We start from the raw sequence: 15784 nt of genomic DNA on the forward strand, positions 1-15784 counted from the left end.
AGGAAAGGCGGAGCAGAAGCGCAAGCCAGAACCCGCGGGGCTCAGGTGCTCGCCGCCCACTCGGTCAGCCTTTTGAAGTCGGTCTCCCGCAAGCCCCGGCGCGGGTGTACCCGGATCAGCAGGGCTCGCGCGTCGTGGGTGTCGCGCACATAGGTCTCGTCCAGATCGGTGATCATGTCGTCGACCCAGGCGAACGGGCGTCCCGCGGCCCACTTCAGCAGCGGTCTGGTCTTCCAGTACAGGCCGTCCGGGTCGGTGGCGAAGAGTTCGGGCCAGGCGATGAAGGGGAGGTCGGGCGGGAGGCCGATGGCGGGGGCGATCATCTCGTTCGCCTCGTTCATCCACGTGGTGGCCCAGGCCAGTTCGTACGGCAGGGATTGGAGGCGGGGTCCGTGGGCCGGGTTGAGGTAGACGCGCAGTCCGCGCCGGTGCGGGCGGGAGCCCGGGGTCTGGCGGGAGAGCCAGTTCGACGGGTGGAGCCGGTGGGTGCGGTAGCCGCGCAGGCGGGGGAGGCGGGCCGCATACGGGTTGAGGGGGCCGTCCACGTCGAGGAGCAGCAAGGGGCGGTCCTGCGCAGTCGTCATGGGGGAGGGATACCCACGCCGGTGCGCCAAGTGGCGTGAAGCGGAGGGCAGTTGCGGAGGCCCGGCGTCCGCTCGCGTCGCAGGTGAGGGGCGCGTTCCCTCGTGTCGCCCAGCGCTCCCCGGCCGGTCTCGGCCGCCCGAGGTCGTCACCGACGCGACTCCTCCCGCGCCCACGAAGCCAGCACCGCATCGATCGCCGCAGCCACCCGGGCCCGCGCCCGATTGTGCGGGACCCGCGCCATGAGTAGCGCGTCGTACTCCGTGTCGAGATGGCGGACAGAAGCGCGGACGGCGGCCGTCACCGCCGCTTCGTCCAGCGCCCGGCCCGCCGCCGACCGGCCCACCCTGCCGCTGCCGCGCACCGAGGTGTGCTCGGCGATGTCGCGGGCCCGCTCGGCCGGGCAGCCGGGGAAGAGCCGCAGGATCTCGGCGGTCAGCTCGGCGGTGAACCGTACGTCCTGCGCGGCCCGGCGCTCCGCGTCGCGCGCCCGTCTACGGGCCCGGGCCTCCGCGTCGGCCAGGCACGCGGTCTCCGCCGCGGCGAGCGCGGCCTCTTCGACGAAGACGCCCTGGCGTTCGTAGCGCCGTCGGCGCCGGTTGAAGCGGACCACGACGGCGGACAGCGAACTGCCCACGCGGGCGCGGCGGGTGAGTGCGGTGTCGCCGCGCGGCAGGAAGACCAGATGCCCCAGGTCCGCACAGTCCAGGCAGCGCGGCGAACCGGACTCCAGGACGAGCCGTCTGAGCGGACCGCGATCGCATGCGGCGCACCGGTGATGGCGCCGGGGTTCTATGACGAGAATGGCGACAGCCTCCTCCTTGTGCGCGACCCTGCGGACGGTCGCTCGTACGTGCGGAGTCTTGTTCGTGATCGCGCGCGGCCGCGCGTGCCGCCTGCGCGCAGTCGTTCCTGCGACCGGGCCCGTCGGCCGCCCAGGTTCGACCGTGGGGGCCGTCGCTCGGCGTGGCACGGCCGACTGCCGCTCGCGGTAGGCCCGTCAACCCGTCAACCCGTCAACCCGCGGGCCCGCAGACCCATCGACACGCCGTCGCCGGACGCACGGCGCCTTCCGCGCGCCTTCCCCTCTCTCTGCTGTCTCTCTGATGCCCCGCCCAATCGCCCTTCGAACAGCGAGGGTTGGGTGGGAGGGGCTGTCGGCGTGCGAGCTCTCGCGGCCTCGACGGCGGGCCAGAAGACGCGTATGGAGAAGGCACCGCGCATGATGGGGGCGTGCGATTCGAAGCGATCACCTGGGAACGGCTGACCGATGCCCTCGTGGAACGGGCCATGGGCCTGAAGGCCCCCGACGGCGGGTCATGGCTGCGCATCGGCGTCGACGGCGCCCCGGCGGCCCGTCCCGACGAGCTGTCCCAGCGCGTAGCGGAATCGCTCCGCCTGCACGGCAGGTCCGTCCTCGCCGTCTCCACCGAGGGATTCCTGCGCCCCGCCTCGCTGCGGTACGAATTCGGCCGCGAGGACCCGGACACGTACTACGACGGCTGGTTCGACACGGGCGCGCTGTGGCGGGAGGTCTTCGGGCCGCTTGACCCGGGCGGCACCGGGCGCGTGCTGCCCGATCTGTGGGACCCGGCGACCGATCGGGCCACCCGGAGCCCCTACCAACTGCTTCCGGAGGGCGGGGTGTTGCTCGTGCACGGCCCCATGCTCCTGGGTCGCTGGTTCCCCTTCGACTTCACCGTGCACCTCCGCCTGTCACCGTCCGCCCTGCGCCGCCGAACCGACGAGAGTGCGCGGTGGACGCTTCCCGCCTTCGCACGGTACGACGCGGAGGTGCGACCGGCCGAAGCCGCCGATGTGGTGGTACGGGTCGACGACGTTCGGCATCCCGCCTGGGGAGTGACGGAGGGGCGGAGTGACGGAGGTGCGGTGACAAATGGCAAATGACAGATGGGGGATGACGAATGGCGGCCCCGGCTGGCGAATGACGGGCCCGAGATGACGTAAGACGTACGACGGACGGCGAATGACTACTGACGGATGGCCAACGACAGACGGCGGATGACAGGCGGCGGATGACAAAGGGCGGATGACTAACGACGGATGACAGAGGCCAGCTGACAGACTTCGTCGGCGCTCACTCCAAACCCAGCGGCGGCCGTCCTCCCACCACCCCAACGGCCAGAGCCCCTGCCCGGCACCCTGCCTCCGCCGCCTCGGCAGGGGACGCGCCCCCCAGGCGGGCGGCGAGGAAGGCGCCCGTGAAGGCGTCGCCCGCGCCCGTGGAGTCCAGGGCCGTCACCTCCGGTGCGGCGACCCTCGCGATGACCTTCCCGGCGGCCGCCACCAGCGCCCCGGCCGCCCCCAGCGTGACCGCCACCAGCGGGAACCGGCGGCTCAACTTGGCCGCCGCGTCCGCGGGTTCCGGCAGCCCGGTCAGGAAGGCGGCCTCGTCCGCGTTGGGCAGCAGGAGGTCCGCGCCCTCGGTCATGTCCAGGAACCGCTCGATGCCCAGGGCTCCGATGAAGCCGGTCGACGCCGGGTCCAGACTGACGGTGACCCCGGCGCGGCGGGCCGACTCCCTTGCTTTAAGGGCGAGTTGACGGCTCTGGTCGGCGAACAGGAGGTAGCCCGAGAGGTGGAGGTGGGCTATGCCGTCCAGGAGGTCCGGTGACCAGTCGGTGGGGTTCATGCGGTGCACGGCGCCGCTGTCGGTCAAGAACGTGCGCTCCGCCGTCGCCGTGTCGACCAGGGCGATCACGGTCGCGGTGGGCGCGTCGGCGTCCGGGATCAGCAGCGGGCGCACGCCGCAGCGGCGCAGCCGGAGGTCGTGCCAGCCGGCCGCGTCCTGCCCGACCCGGGCGAGCAGCCGCACGTCGGGGCAGCCCGAACGGGCCGCCCAGCAGGCCGCGTTGGCGCCCGCTCCGCCCGGCACCGTACGGATGTCGGCCACGGTGTCCGTGGCCGTGGCGAGCGGGCCGCGGTGGCGGGCGACCACGTCGGTGACCACGTCCCCGACGACGAGTAGCCCACCGCCCGCGCCGCCGAATCCGGCACCGGTCACAGCGCGGCCGCGATGTCCGCGGCCAGCTGGACGTTCCCGCGGACCGCCGCCACGTTCGCCTCCAGGGAGGCCCCGTCCGTGTGCTCGACCAGGTAGTCGAGGAGGAAGGGGGTGACCGCCTGGCCCGTGAGGCCCACGGCACGGCAGGCGGCGAGGCCCGCCGCGAGCACCTCGTCGTGCAGCCGAGGATCGAGCTGCTCGGCCTCGGGGACGGGATTGGCCACGATCACCGCCGAGTCGAGCGCGAGCGAGCGGTGTGCGCGCAGCACGTCCGCGGCCTCGCCGGGCGTGCGCACCGTCCAGTCGACGGGCTCGCCGGAGCTGGCGAGGTAGAACCCGGGGAAATGGTCCGTGCCGTAGCCCAGCACGCCGATGCCGAGCGTCTCCAGGCGCTGGAGCGTGGCCGGTACATCGAGGATGGACTTCACGCCCGCGCACACCACCGCGATCGGCGTCCTGGCGAGCAGTCGCAGGTCCGCCGACTCGTCCTGCGTCTCGGTCCACCCCCGGTGGACGCCGCCGAGGCCGCCGGTCGCGAAGACGCGCAGGCCCGCCCGCGCGGCCAGGAACGCGGTGCCCGACACGGTCGTCGCCCCGCTCGCGCCGGTCGCCAGCGCCATCGGCAGGTCGCGGTGCCCGAGCTTGCGCAGCTCCTCGTTGGCGACCCGCTCCAGCTGCGCCTTGTCGAGACCCACCCGGGGACGCCCGTCGAGCACGGCGATGGTCGCGGGAACGGCACCCCGGGCCCGTACCAGTTGCTCCAGCTCGGTGGCGACCCGCAGATTGCGCGGCCGGGGGAGGCCGTGAGAGATGATCGTCGACTCCAGAGCGACGACCGGTCGGCCCTCGGCCAGCGCCGTCCGCACTTCTTCCGACACCGAGGTCTCATCAGGTACGTCGTCAAAGGGCATGTCCCATCCCTGGCACGCCCGGAAGCCGGGTAAACGTTCTGCCGCACGGGCCGGACCCTCGGGAGGCCGGAACCGCGAAGCACGAACCAGCGGCCCAACTCCGCGCCGGGCGGGACGGTTTGCCCGCTCGGGTACGGGACGCGCTGGACAGACTGTCGCGCCGGAGGGTCCGGACCTGGCCGGACTGTCGGTCAACGTCCGGTCCCGGCCCGGCTAGATTTACCGGCCATGAGCCCCCTGGACCACCCCTCTGTCATGCCCCTCGGCGACGCACCGCTGGGCCGGGCCCCGCTCGGGCCCGCCTCCTTCGCCGTGCGGGTCGGCGACGCCGAACTGGAACCGGAGCCGCTCGCTCCCGAACAGATCGTCTCCGGTGCGCCGGAGGTGACGGGGAAGGTGCTGTGGGAGTCGCCGGACGGGAAGCAGATCCGGGGCATCTGGCAGATCACGCCCGGCGTGGTGACCGACACCGAGGCCGACGAGCTGTTCGTGGTCGTCAGCGGACGCGCCACCGTCGAGGTGGAGGGCGGCGACACCCTGGAGATCGGCCCGGGAGACGCCTGCGTGCTGCGCGCGGGCGACCGCACCACCTGGACCGTCCACGAGACGCTGCGCAAGGCCTACCACATCAGTCTGTAGCGGCGGCCCCGCCCGGCCGTCGCTCCGCGTGCCGCCGGGAGGTGAACAGCCACAGGGCCGCCATCGGCAGCAGCAGCGAGGCACCGGCCGCGTTCAGCCAGCCGTAGCCCGCACGCGCCACGACCAGACCGGCCGCCAGGCCGCCGAACCCCGCCGCCACGTTCATGGTCAGATCGCACAGACCCTGCACGGCGGCGCGGGCAGGCCCCGGCACCGAGTCGGTCAGCAGGGCCGAACCGGACACGAGCCCCGCCGACCAGCCGAGACCGAGCAGGAAGAGCCCGGCCACGGTCTGCCCGTGGCTCCCGCCCGCGGTGCCCGCCAACAGGGCGGCGCAGCACAGCAGTCCGGCCGCCAGACCGATCACGGTCAACCGCCCGAGCCGGTCCGCGAGCCACCCCATCACCGGCGAGAACGCGTACATCCCCGCGATGTGCAGGCTGATGACCAGGCCGATCAGCTCGATGTCCGCGCCGTGCCGGGTCAGCGCGACCGGCGTCATCGACATGATCGACACCATGGCGGTGTGCGACACGGCGACGGTGACGAGCGCCAGGCGGGCCCGCGGCGACTGCCTGACCGCCGTGACCCCGGCCCGCAGCGAGCGGGCCGCGGCGGGCTGCGCGCCGCCGTCCAGCGCGCGGGCGGTGAGCAGCGGGTCCGGCCGCAGCAGCACGCCGACGAGCACGGCCGCCAGCAGGAACACCCCGGCCGCCCACACGAAGGGGCCCGCGGCCGCCGGTATGCCGAAGCGGGCGACACTGCGGCCGGCGGGCGCGGCTATGTTCGGGCCGAGCACGGCACCGATCGTCGTCGCCCACACCACGGTGGAGATGGCCCGCGCGCGCCGCTCGGGCTCGGCGAGGTCGGCGGCGGCGTACCGGGCCTGGAGGTTGCCCAGCGAGCCGGCGCCGAAGACGGCCATGCCGGTCAGCAGCAGCGGGAAACTGGCGAGCACCGCTCCGGTGACCACGACCACGGCGCCGACCGTCGCGAGGAGATAGGCGAGCAGCAGCCCCGGGCGGCGGCCGCGCCGGGTCATCAGCGCGGCCAGCGGCAGCGCGAGCAGCGCGGGCCCGGCCACCATGGATGCCGAGGCGAGTCCCGACAGGGCCTGGCTGCCGCTGACCTCTGCGGCCAGTACGGCGGCCAGCGCGATCCCCGTGCCGTTCGCGAGACCGCCGAGGATCTGGCTCGCGAACAGGACGGCGGTGATGCGGCGCCGCAGCGCGGGCAGGGCCGCCGGATCGGGCGCCGCACAGCCGGTGTCGAAGGCGTCGGGGAGCGCAGTCACCGGCGCAGTGTGCCAGCTCGTACGTCCGTCCGAAATGGGTGGGCCCGGGGAGCTCCGTCGCTCAGAACAGGGGCTGCGGCAGCACTCCTTCGAGTGCGAGCAGTTGCCGCTTGGTCTCCAGTCCGCCGCCGAATCCGCCGAGCCCGCCGCCGCTCTCCACCACGCGGTGGCAGGGCACGACGACCGGCAGCGGGTTGGACCCCATGGCCGCGCCCACGGCCTGGGCCGCCCCGGGCTGGCCGACGCGGCGGGCCAGATCCCCGTACCCCACCACGGTTCCGTAGGGCACGCCCGCTGCCAGCTCGCGCAGGACCTGCCGGTTGAAGCCGGACGACAGCGACCAGTCGAGCGGCAGCGTGAACTCGCGCAGCCCGCCCGCGAAGTAGGCCTCGACCTGGCGTATGGGCTCCTCCAGCGGGCCCGCCCGGCCGGGCACGGCCGGGACGGGCTCGGTGGCGAACCGGGCGGCCAGCGCGCGCACGGCCCGCCCGCGCACCGCCTCATCGGCGTGGAACACCACGTTCACCAGGCCCTGGTCCGTCGCGGCCAGGAGCAGCGGGCCGATGCCGCTCTCGACGACCGACCATTCGACGCACCGCGCATCGCTGTTCATGCCGACCACCGTACGACCCCCCTCTGACAACGCGGCCAACGCGGCCCGCCCGGTCCGGCGGGCTCGCGGAAGGGGCGCCCAAAGCGAACGGATCCACCCAGATGGGAACGGACCGGCCGCCCGGAGTCGATAAATTGCCCGGAAAATGTTTGCCTGTCGCCCAGCGAGCCCTAATGTCGCCCCGAACCAGGGCCGCAAAAACAGCAGGGCCTCTTCAGTCGGTACGGGGTGAAGGGCACACGGGTATGCACGGGACGGTCGACGGATTCAGCTATGGCCTGGTGACGCCGGTGGCGGCGTTCATCATGGCCTGCCTCGGCGGAGCGCTGGGACTGCGCTGCACCGCCCGGTCCGTGCGCAGCGAGCGCTCCTTCAAGGCCGCCTGGCTGGCACTGGGCGCCACCTCCATAGGGTCCGGGATCTGGACCATGCACTTCATCGCGATGATGGGCTTCACGGTCCACGAGGTGCCGCTGGGCTACGACCGGGGCATCACCTTCGCCAGCCTGGCCGTCGCGATCGTGATGGTGGGCATCGGCATCTTCATCGTGGGCTACCGGGGTGCGACCCCGATGGCGCTGGTCACCGGGGGCACGATCACCGGGCTCGGGGTGGCGACCATGCACTACCTGGGCATGGCCGGGATCACGATGAACGGGGAGTTCGAGTACAACACCCTGGTCGTCAGCGTCTCCGTGGTGATCGCGGTGGTCGCCGCCACCGCCGCGCTGTGGGCCGCCGTCTCGGTGCACGGTTTCCTGGCCAGCCTGGGCGCCAGCCTCGTGATGGGCGTCGCGGTCAGCGGCATGCACTACACCGGGATGGCCGCGCTCAGCGTCCAGCTGCACGGCACCGCGGGCACCGCCGTGGCGGGCGGGGAGTCGCCCGCCACCCTGCTCGCGCCCATGCTGATCGGACCCGTCGCCTTCCTGGTCCTGGCCGGGGTGGTGGTGATGTTCGACCCGCTGGTGGTGATGGGCAAGCCGGACTGGGAGAAGCGGCCGCCGCGGGCGATCCCCGCCCCCCGGCACCGCCCGTCCTTCCCGGAGCGCACCAGCTGGGCGGCGTCCGAGACCCCGCGCGAGGGCTCCGCCTCCCCGCACGACTGGTGACCGCGCCCGCGATCGGACCGCGGTTGTCAGTGGCGGGTCGTACGGTGGTTGCATGCGGCCCGTTTCCAAGATCGAACGTACGGTGGCGCCCTTCGAGGTCGTCAGTCCCTACCAGCCCAGCGGCGACCAGCCGGCGGCCATCGCCGAGCTGGAGAAGCGCATCCGCGCAGGTGAGAAGGATGTCGTCCTGCTCGGCGCCACCGGCACCGGAAAGTCGGCGACGACTGCCTGGATGATCGAGAAGCTCCAGCGGCCCACGCTCGTCATGGCGCCGAACAAGACCCTGGCCGCCCAGCTGGCCAACGAGTTCCGCGAGCTGCTGCCGAACAACGCGGTCGAGTACTTCGTGTCGTACTACGACTACTACCAGCCCGAGGCCTACGTCCCGCAGTCGGACACCTACATCGAGAAGGACTCCTCGATCAACGAGGAGGTCGAGCGGCTGCGCCACTCGGCGACCAACTCGCTGCTGACCCGGCGCGACGTGATCGTGGTCGCGTCCGTGTCCTGCATCTACGGCCTGGGCACCCCGCAGGAGTACGTCGACCGGATGGTGCCGCTCAAGGTCGGCGACGAGATCGACCGCGACCAGCTGCTGCGCCGCTTCGTCGACATCCAGTACACCCGCAACGACCTGGCGTTCACCCGCGGCACCTTCCGGGTGCGCGGCGACACCATCGAGATCTTCCCGGTGTACGAGGAACTGGCCGTCCGCATCGAGATGTTCGGGGACGAGATCGAGGCGCTGTCCACGCTGCACCCGATCACCGGCGAGATCATCAGCGAGGACCAGTCGCTCTACGTGTTCCCCGCGAGCCACTACGTGGCGGGCCCGGAGCGCATGGAGAAGGCCGTCAACGGCATCGAGAAGGAGCTGGAGCAGCGCCTGGCCGAGCTGGAGAAGCAGGGCAAGCTCCTGGAGGCCCAGCGGCTGCGCATGCGCACCACGTACGACCTGGAGATGCTCCGCCAGATCGGCAGCTGCTCGGGCGTGGAGAACTACTCGATGCACTTCGACGGCCGCGAGCCCGGCACCGCGCCCAACACCCTGCTCGACTACTTCCCCGAGGACTTCCTGCTGGTCCTCGACGAGTCGCACGTGACCGTGCCGCAGATCGGCGCGATGTACGAGGGCGACGCCTCCCGCAAGCGGACGCTGGTCGACCACGGCTTCCGGCTGCCGTCCGCGCTGGACAACCGGCCGCTGAAGTGGGAGGAGTTCCTCGGCCGCATCGGCCAGACCGTCTACCTGTCGGCCACCCCCGGCAAGTACGAGCTCTCCCGCGGCGACGGCTTCGTGGAGCAGATCATCCGCCCCACCGGCCTGGTCGACCCGGAGGTCGTGGTCAAGCCCACCGAGGGCCAGATCGACGACCTGGTGCACGAGATCCGCAAGCGCACCGAGAAGGACGAGCGCGTCCTGGTCACCACCCTCACCAAGAAGATGGCCGAGGACCTCACCGACTACTTCCTCGAACTGGGCATCCAGGTGCGGTACTTGCACAGCGACGTCGACACGCTGCGCCGCATCGAGCTGCTGCGCGAGCTGCGCGCCGGTGAGTACGACGTGCTGGTCGGCATCAACCTGCTGCGCGAGGGCCTCGACCTGCCCGAGGTCTCCCTGGTGTCGATCCTCGACGCCGACAAGGAGGGCTTCCTGCGCTCGGGCACCTCCCTGATCCAGACCATCGGCCGTGCGGCGCGCAACGTCTCCGGCCAGGTCCACATGTACGCCGACCGCGTCACCCCGGCGATGGAGAAGGCCATCGAGGAGACCAACCGGCGCCGCGAGAAGCAGATCGCGTACAACAAGGAGAAGGGGATCGACCCCCAGCCGCTGCGCAAGAAGATCAACGACATCGTCGCGACCATCGCGCGCGAGGAGGTCGACACCGAGGAGCTGCTCGGCACCGGGTACCGCAAGGGCAAGGACGGCAAGGCGGCCAAGGCGCCCGTGCCCTCGCTCGGCGGCAAGGCGGCCAAGGGCGCCAAGAAGGAGCTCACCGACCGGCCCGCGGCCGAACTGGCGGGAATCATCGAGGAGATGACCGACCGGATGCGGGCCGCGGCGGCGGACCTGCAGTTCGAGGTGGCGGCCCGGCTGCGCGACGAGGTCGGCGAGCTGAAGAAGGAGCTCCGGCAGATGAAGGAGGCGGGGCTCGCCTGACCGGCCGCTCGCGGGGGCGGTGTGTTGCAACACCGCCACAAAATGCCCCCGCACGGCCACCGGCCCCGCCGCGCTGCGTAGGGTCGGGCCCGAGAACGTACAACGACGCAAAGCATGTCAAGAACGACACATGGGGAGAGGGGACAGCGCGTGACGGTCAATCTGTCCAAGGGTCAGGCCATCAGCCTGGAGAAGCAGGGTGGCGGCACCCTGACCGCGGTGCGGATGGGGCTCGGCTGGCAGGCGGCACCGCGCCGGGGCCTGTTCGGCAAGCGGACGCAGGAGATCGACCTGGACGCGTCGGCGGTGCTCTTCGCCGACAAGCAGCCCGTCGACGTGGTCTTCTTCCGCCACCTCGTCAGCGACGACGGCTCGGTGAGGCATACCGGCGACAACCTCGTGGGCGGTGCGGGCCAGGGCGGTGACGACGAGTCGATCCTGGTCGACCTCTCGCGCGTGCCGGTCCACATCGACCAGATCGTCTTCACGGTGAACTCGTTCACCGGCCAGACGTTCCAGGAGGTGCAGAACGCGTTCTGCCGCCTCGTCGACGAGACCAACGGCCAGGAGCTGGCCCGCTACACGCTGGACGGCGGCGGCCAGTACACCGCGCAGATCATGGCCAAGGTGCACCGCGTGGGTGCCGGCTGGCAGATGACGGCGATCGGCAACGCCGCCAATGGCCGCACCTTCCAGGACCTGATGCCGGCGATCCTGCCGCAGCTCTGACCGCGCCGGATCACCGACACCGCAGCTCCCGGAGGCCCGAGGCCGCCGGGAGCTGCACCACAACCGCACAGGCACCACCATCAACTCGACGAGGGGGCAGAGGCGATGACGGTCGAGCTGGTACGGGGACAGAACCATCCCCTGCCCCGGACCCGGCTGGAGATCCGGGTGTCGGCCGGCACGCCCGTCGTGGCCGGAGCCTCGCTCACTGACGAGCAGGGCCGGGTGCACGGGGAGGAGCGGGTCGCCCACCCCGGCTCGCCGACCCTGCCCGGCGTCGAGGTCTCCCGGCAGGCCGCCGCCGACCACCGCCTCGCCGTGGACCTGGAGGCGCTTGCGGAGGACGTGCACCGGGTCGACGTGTTCCTCGCGCTGCCGCTCGGGACGCCCGGGCCCAGCCGGTTCGCCGCCGTGGCCGCGCCCTTCGTCGCCGTGACCGGCCTGGACGGCACGGAGATCGCCAGCTACACCATCACCGGCCTCGGCGCCGAGACCGCGGTCGTGGCCCTGGAGCTCTACCGCCGCCAGGGCCTCTGGAAGATCCGCGCCAACGGGCAGGGGTACGCGGGCGGTCTCGTCGACCTGCTCGCCGACCAGGGCCTGACCGAGGCCCGGCAGCTGTCCGCCGCGATCCAGGACGCGATCGCGCTCGGGGTCTCCCGCTCGGTGGCGGCGCCCCCGCCCCGTACGAGCGACGAGACCCGGGTGCGGGCGGCCGCCGGTGGGCCGGCACCGGGCGACGCCGGGCCGCCCGGCGTCGCGCCCCAGCAGGCGGTCGGTGACGGCGGCCCGATCGACTACGCCCACCCCAGGCGCCGGACCAGCACACCACCGCCCCCCGCCCCGGCCGCACCGGCCACGAACCCCGGCGAGCCCGCGCGGCCCGTCGCGGGCGACGCCACCGGCTGGTCCCTGGACGAGCGGCTCTACAACCAGGTGTGGGGCATGTTCGAGGACCTGGCCCGCGCCGTGGCCGCCTATCGCAGCGCCGTCGACTTCGCGGACTCCCGGATGGAGCAGGAGCTGGACCGCGCCCTGTCCGACCCGCGCGGCCGCCTGGGCGCCGCCGGTGACCAGGCGCGCGAGCGGGCCCGCGCCAAGCGGGAGGAACTGGTCGCCCGGGCCAGGGAGGCCCTCGACCGCGAGCTCGCCCAGCTGACCGCGGAGTCCGACGTCGTCGAGCCCGCCCTGCCGCCCGCGTACGCCCGCTGGGACAACCCCGTATGGCACGCCTACCGCGTCCCCATGGAGCTCCCCATGGCCCTGCGGGTCGGGGATCTCCACCTGCCCGAACAGCCGGAGCTGCGCATTCCGATGCTGGTCAGGCTGCCGCTTGAGCGCGGCCTGTGGATCGACTCGGGCCGCGGCGGGTCCGAGGCGGCCGCGTTCCTGGACACCGAGCAGATCAAGGCACTGGCGATGGACACGGCCGTGGCGGTCGCGGTCCGGCTGCTCGCGGTCTACCCGGCCCATGAGTTCGCCGTCCACGTCATCGATCCGGCGGGTTCGGCCGCGGCCCGGCTCGCCCCGCTGGCTCGGTCCGGGGTGCTGGCCGCACCGCCCGCGGCGGGCGCGGCCGGGGTGGCCGAGGTGCTGGCCCGGCTCACCGAGCGCGTCGACCTCGTACAGATGGCGGTGCGGGGCGGCGCGGGGGCGGACGCGCTGCCGCCGGGCATGGACACCGCCGAACAGCTCCTGATCGTCAACGACTTCCCGCACGGCTTCGACGACCGCGCCCTGAACCAGCTGCGCTACCTCGCCGACGAGGGGCCCTCGGTGGGGGTCCACCTCCTGATGGTCGCCGACCGCGAGGAGGCCAGCGCGTACGGGCCGGTCCTCCAGCCGCTGTGGCGTTCGCTGCTGCGCCTGACCCCGGTGCCCGACGATCACCTCGCCGACCCGTGGGTGGGCCACGCCTGGACGTACGAGCCGCCGCTCGCGCCGCCGGGCAGCCGCATCCTTGAGCAGGTGCTCGGACAGGTCGGCGAGGCCCGCGCGGGGTGGCCCCGCTAGCCGCCGAACGGCGCGGGAGGCTCCTCCGAAAGGACCAGGAGAGCCGCCGCTGACCTGGTCATTTGATTGATCTTTACCAATCTCTTTACCTGCTCTTGGTCATTCGGGTAGGCTCACTCCCAGCGGAGGGGAGTACTCCCGGCTGCGGCGTTCCCGTCAATACGGACCCACGGGACGGGTCCCGGGGCGTCGGCCCGCGGCGCGAGGGAAGGCGCCCGGGTGGAAGAGACCTCCGGCAGCGACGACGCTGATCAGTAGCCGTACGACGCCGGAGGCGCAGTGGACGTTTCAATGACCCTGTGGGTAGTGACCATTCTTGGTCTGTGTGCCCTCATCGCGGCCGACTTCTTCATCGGGCGCAAGCCCCATGACGTGTCGGTCAAGGAAGCCGGCGTCTGGACCGTGGTCTGGATCGTGCTGGCCGCGCTCTTCGGCCTCGGCCTGCTGTTCTTCGGCAACAGCCAGGCGTCGGGCGAGTTCTTCGCGGGCTTCATCACCGAGAAGTCGCTCTCCGTCGACAACCTCTTCGTCTTCATCCTGATCATGGCGAAGTTCTCGGTGCCCTCGCACCTCCAGCAACGGGTGCTGCTCTTCGGCGTGTTGATCGCCTTGGTGCTGCGCGCCATCTTCATCGCGGCCGGTGCCGCGGTGATCGCCAACTTCTCGTGGGTCTTCTACATCTTCGGCGCGTTCCTGATCTACACCGCCTGGAAGCTCATCCAGGAGGCGCGCTCGGGTGAGGAGGAAGAGGAGTTCGAGGAGAACCGCCTCCTGAAGTCCGTCGAGAAGAAGTTCGGTGTCGCCGACAGGTACCACGGCACCAAGCTGTTCGTGGAGAAGAACGGCAAGAAGATCCTGACGCCGCTCATGGTCGTCATGCTCGCCATCGGCACCACCGACGTGCTCTTCGCGATGGACTCGATCCCCGCGATCTTCGGCCTCACCCAGGACCCGTACATCGTCTTCACCGCCAACGCCTTCGCGCTGATGGGCCTGCGCCAGCTGTACTTCCTGATCGGCGGCCTGCTCAAGAAGCTGGTGCACCTCAGCTACGGCCTGTCGGTGATCCTCGGCTTCATCGGCGTGAAGCTGGTCCTGCACGCCCTGCACGAGAACGGGGTGAACGTCCCCGAGATCTCCATCCCGCTCTCGCTGGGCGTGATCTGCGGCGTGCTGGTCATCACCACCGTCACCAGCCTCATAGCCGCCAGGAAGCAGACCGCGGACGAAGAGCCCCAGAAGGACAGCATCGGCGCCTGACGGACGGGCGGCCCCTCACACCGGGGCCGCCTCCGGCTCGGCCCCGGGCTCGTGCCGCACCGCCGACGCGGGACGGGTCTCGGGAAGCAGCGCGAAACAGCCCAGGCTCAGCAGTCCGAGCCCGGTCAGATACGCGGCGACGCCCCACGGCGGACCGTCGCCGCGGGACAGGGCCGTCGCCACGATCGGGGTCAGCGCCCCGCCGAGCACCCCGCCGAGGTTGTAGCCGACCGCGGCGCCCGTGCACCGCACCCTCGGCTCGTAGAGCTCCGGCAGATACGCCGCGATCACCGCGAACATCGAGATGAACGCCAGCATGGCGCCCAGGAACCCGGTGAACATCCAGAGCGGCTCGGCGGTCGAGAGCAGGGCCACCATCGGGAACATCCACACCACCATCGCCGCGCACCCCGCCAGGCAGAGCGGCCGCCGCCCGTAGCGGTCGCCCAGCAGCGCCGCGAACGGCGTCAGCACGCCCATGATCGCGACGGCTCCCATGACGCAGCCGAGCATCACCGTGCGGTCGACCCCCAGCCGCTGCGTCGCGTACGCGAGCGACCAGGTGGACACCGTGTAGAAGACCGCGTACCCGATCGCCAGGGCCCCCGCGGTCAGCAGGACCAACCGGCCGTGCCCGCGCGCCACTTCGAGCAGCGGCAGCCTGGCCGGCTCGCCCATCTCGCGGAACTGCGGCGTCTCGGCGAGCGAGGTCCGCAGCAGCAGCCCGGCCAGCGCGAGCAGCCCCGCACCCCAGAACGGCACCCGCCACCCCCACGCGCGGAACTCGGCGTCGGTCAGTCCGGCGGACAGGGCGAGGACCACCCCGTTGGCCAGCAGGAAGCCCGCGGTGGGCCCGATCTGCGGAAAGCTCGTCCACAGTCCGCGCCGGTGGGCGGGCGCGTGCTCGGCCGTGAGGAGCACCGCGCCGCCCCACTCGCCGCCGAGCCCGAGCCCCTGGAGGAAGCGCAGCACCAGCAGGAGCCAGGGCGCGGCGATGCCGATCGAGGCGTACGAGGGGACGCAGCCGACCGCCACCGTCGCGAACCCGGTCAGGGCGAGCGAGGCGAACATGACCGGGCGGCGCCCGTGGCGGTCGCCGATGTGCCCGAAGACGACCGAGCCCAGGGGGCGGGCGAGGAATCCGGCCCCGAAGGTGCCGAAGGCGGCCAGGGTGCCCGCGAGCGCGGAGAACGTCGGAAAGAACAGCGGGCCGAGCACGAGAGCGGCCGCCGTCCCGTACACGAAGAAGTCGTAGAACTCGATGGCCGTGCCCGCGAGCGAGGCGGCCGCGAGCCGGATCATCGAGGGGGCGGCCGGAGCGGTGGGGGTGCGCATGTCGCGCCAACTACCAGGGGCGATCTTCCGTTACGGGGCGCGCGGAAGCTCACCGGACGGCGGGTGGGCGCACGGGCGGAGCGTCGATTGTCAGTGGCGGATGC

At 72.1% G+C, this 15784-nt stretch carries 14 protein-coding genes; 7 read left to right on the forward strand and 7 right to left on the reverse strand.

The features are described 5' to 3' along the window. Positions 1-41: 41 nt before the first annotated feature. On the reverse strand, positions 42-584 hold the full coding sequence (locus tag AC07F3_RS28210; protein ID WP_479117232.1) for an HAD domain-containing protein: 543 nt from the start codon (positions 582-584) through the stop codon (positions 42-44). A gap of 146 nt (positions 585-730) precedes the next feature. Further along, complete coding sequence (locus AC07F3_RS28215) at positions 731-1387, reverse strand: DUF2293 domain-containing protein (protein ID WP_479117378.1); 657 nt, start codon at positions 1385-1387, stop codon at positions 731-733. A gap of 428 nt (positions 1388-1815) precedes the next feature. Between AC07F3_RS28215 and AC07F3_RS28220 the strand changes: the two genes are divergently transcribed. Continuing rightward, complete coding sequence (locus tag AC07F3_RS28220; RefSeq protein WP_479117233.1) at positions 1816-2490, forward strand: nucleoside/nucleotide kinase family protein; 675 nt, start codon at positions 1816-1818, stop codon at positions 2488-2490. 190 nt (positions 2491-2680) lie between these two features. On the opposite strand, the gene AC07F3_RS28225 is transcribed toward AC07F3_RS28220, so the two are convergent. Then, positions 2681-3607 (reverse strand): carbohydrate kinase family protein, encoded by a 927-nt coding sequence (locus AC07F3_RS28225; protein WP_479117234.1) that lies wholly within the window; start codon positions 3605-3607, stop codon positions 2681-2683. Continuing rightward, positions 3604-4518 carry a pseudouridine-5'-phosphate glycosidase gene (locus AC07F3_RS28230; protein WP_479117235.1) on the reverse strand — a complete coding sequence of 305 codons (915 nt, stop codon included), beginning with the start codon at positions 4516-4518 and terminating at the stop codon, positions 3604-3606. Before AC07F3_RS28230 ends, AC07F3_RS28225 begins: the two co-directional genes overlap by 4 nt. A 255-nt stretch (positions 4519-4773) precedes the next feature. Here AC07F3_RS28230 and AC07F3_RS28235 point away from each other — a divergent pair, with 255 nt between their 5' ends. Further along, positions 4774-5157: a cupin domain-containing protein gene (locus AC07F3_RS28235; protein ID WP_114035848.1), complete on the forward strand. Its 384-nt coding sequence runs from the start codon at positions 4774-4776 to the stop codon at positions 5155-5157. Here AC07F3_RS28235 and AC07F3_RS28240 read toward each other — a convergent pair. Together AC07F3_RS28240 and AC07F3_RS28245 are read right to left on the reverse strand one after the other, a co-directional pair. Further along, positions 5147-6451, reverse strand: coding sequence for an MFS transporter (locus AC07F3_RS28240; protein ID WP_479117236.1), 1305 nt, complete (start codon positions 6449-6451; stop codon positions 5147-5149). The genes AC07F3_RS28235 and AC07F3_RS28240 overlap by 11 nt on opposite strands. A 61-nt stretch (positions 6452-6512) precedes the next feature. After that, positions 6513-7064: a methylated-DNA--[protein]-cysteine S-methyltransferase gene (locus tag AC07F3_RS28245; RefSeq protein WP_479117237.1), complete on the reverse strand. Its 552-nt coding sequence runs from the start codon at positions 7062-7064 to the stop codon at positions 6513-6515. 245 nt (positions 7065-7309) lie between these two features. On the opposite strand from AC07F3_RS28245, the gene AC07F3_RS28250 reads away from it, so the two are divergent. The 5 genes from AC07F3_RS28250 to AC07F3_RS28270 all read left to right on the forward strand — a co-directional run bounded on the left by AC07F3_RS28250 (position 7310) and on the right by AC07F3_RS28270 (position 14345). After that, a complete protein-coding gene (locus AC07F3_RS28250) occupies positions 7310-8176 on the forward strand; it encodes an MHYT domain-containing protein (RefSeq protein ID WP_479117238.1) in 867 nt (288 codons plus the stop codon). Positions 8177-8228: 52 nt separating this feature from the next. Beyond that, entirely contained in the window at positions 8229-10343 is a 2115-nt protein-coding gene (gene uvrB / locus AC07F3_RS28255; RefSeq protein WP_479117239.1) for an excinuclease ABC subunit UvrB, read from the forward strand. Positions 10344-10493: 150 nt separating this feature from the next. Then, positions 10494-11072, forward strand: coding sequence for a TerD family protein (locus tag AC07F3_RS28260; protein WP_479117240.1), 579 nt, complete (start codon positions 10494-10496; stop codon positions 11070-11072). 105 nt (positions 11073-11177) lie between these two features. Continuing rightward, positions 11178-13085 (forward strand): TerD family protein, encoded by a 1908-nt coding sequence (locus AC07F3_RS28265; protein ID WP_479117241.1) that lies wholly within the window; start codon positions 11178-11180, stop codon positions 13083-13085. Between the two features lie 279 nt (positions 13086-13364). Further along, the gene (locus tag AC07F3_RS28270; RefSeq protein WP_479117242.1) at positions 13365-14345 is read left to right on the forward strand and encodes a TerC family protein; all 981 of its coding nucleotides are present in this window, start codon (positions 13365-13367) and stop codon (positions 14343-14345) included. Positions 14346-14360: 15 nt separating this feature from the next. Here the strand turns inward: AC07F3_RS28270 and AC07F3_RS28275 are convergent, their stop codons facing one another. Further along, positions 14361-15647 (reverse strand): MFS transporter, encoded by a 1287-nt coding sequence (locus AC07F3_RS28275; protein WP_479117379.1) that lies wholly within the window; start codon positions 15645-15647, stop codon positions 14361-14363. Between the last annotated feature and the right edge of the window lie 137 nt (positions 15648-15784).

This window comes from Streptomyces sp. NPDC045846, from assembly GCF_056431605.1.

Bases quoted from the DNA above. Each gene is read 5' to 3' on its own strand.
- AC07F3_RS28210 (WP_479117232.1), bottom strand. From the start codon at position 584: ATGACGACTGCGCAGGACCGCCCCTTGCTGCTCCTCGACGTGGACGGC.
- AC07F3_RS28230 (WP_479117235.1), bottom strand. From the start codon at position 4,518: ATGCCCTTTGACGACGTACCTGATGAGACCTCGGTGTCGGAAGAAGTG.
- AC07F3_RS28235 (WP_114035848.1), top strand. From the start codon at position 4,774: ATGCCCCTCGGCGACGCACCGCTGGGCCGGGCCCCGCTCGGGCCCGCC.
- AC07F3_RS28245 (WP_479117237.1), bottom strand. From the start codon at position 7,064: ATGAACAGCGATGCGCGGTGCGTCGAATGGTCGGTCGTCGAGAGCGGC.
- AC07F3_RS28250 (WP_479117238.1), top strand. From the start codon at position 7,310: ATGCACGGGACGGTCGACGGATTCAGCTATGGCCTGGTGACGCCGGTG.
- uvrB (WP_479117239.1), top strand. From the start codon at position 8,229: ATGCGGCCCGTTTCCAAGATCGAACGTACGGTGGCGCCCTTCGAGGTC.
- AC07F3_RS28265 (WP_479117241.1), top strand. From the start codon at position 11,178: ATGACGGTCGAGCTGGTACGGGGACAGAACCATCCCCTGCCCCGGACC.
- AC07F3_RS28275 (WP_479117379.1), bottom strand. From the start codon at position 15,647: ATGATCCGGCTCGCGGCCGCCTCGCTCGCGGGCACGGCCATCGAGTTC.